Source organism: Noviherbaspirillum malthae (genome assembly GCF_015352985.1).
Lineage (GTDB): Bacteria > Pseudomonadota > Gammaproteobacteria > Burkholderiales > Burkholderiaceae_D > Noviherbaspirillum > Noviherbaspirillum malthae.
On the sequence record NZ_JACYXF010000194.1, the window covers coordinates 1 to 979 of the forward strand.

The 979-nt window shown below is 67.1% G+C and carries 1 protein-coding gene; it reads right to left on the reverse strand.

Annotated features, from left to right (window positions below; all coding sequences use genetic code 11):
- Window positions 1–932, reverse strand: a 932-nt coding sequence (locus IGW03_RS37715; protein WP_194727496.1) for a porin, incomplete at its 3' end; no start/stop codon positions are given.
- Window positions 933–979: the final 47 nt, after the last annotated feature.

The following is a 979-nucleotide window of genomic DNA, read 5'->3' on the forward strand; positions in this document are numbered from 1 at the left end:
TACGACGTGTGCAGCGTGGTGCGCTTGGACACCGAGTGGATGTAGCCCAGACCGTAGAAGTTCGCATCGGCCGTGCCGATGTCGTCGCTGCGGTGAACCACGCTGGCCAGGATCTTGCCCGCACCCACCGGCACCGACACGCCCACCATCGCATCCTTGAAGTCGGCCGTGTCGATGCCGCCGCGGTCGGCTTCGGTCAGACCATAGGCGCCGTGCAGCATGACCGGACCGAAGTTGTAGGTCGCACCCAGCATCGTGTTCTTGTCGGAGCCGACCAGCACCGCCGGCGTGGCGCCTGCAGCCGCTGCCGGGATGGTGTTGGAATCCTGGTAGGCCAGGCGCACGTACAGCGGACCGGCGGAATAGCCGAAGGAGGCGCCGACATAGCGGCCGGCGCTGGAGCTGCCGGCAACTTCGCCCAGACCGTAGGTCACGTCACCCTGGAAGCCGCCGAAGGTCGGCGTGCTGTACATGATGGAGTTGTTGACCCGGCTGACGTAGCCGCGGGCGAACAGGTTGAAGGCGCGGCCTTCGAGGCCGTTGAAGAAGGGATCGACCGCGCCCATGGTGGTATCGACCGGGGTGTACTGGCGGCCCAGGCGCACGGCGCCGAAGCCGCCCTGCAGGCCGACGAAGGCCTGGCGGCCGAAGAGCAGGCCGCCCTGGCCGAGGGCGCCGGTGTCGGCCTGGAAGCCGTTTTCGATGGTGAAGAAGGCTTGCAGGCCGCCGCCGAGGTCTTCGGTGCCGCGGAAGCCCACGCGCGAGCCGTTGGCGATGCCGCTGGTGAGCTTGGTGACGGAGCCGGGTGCGGGGCCGCCGCTTTCGCGCACGATGCCCATGTCGAGGAGGCCGTAGACGGTGACGTTGGTCTGAGCGGCGACCGAGCCAGAGAGTGCGCCCAGGACGGCAAGCGCGAGTAGCGATTTCTTCATGTTGGTTTTCTCCTATAGGTGCTTCGTTCAAGTGTTCTCCGGCGACC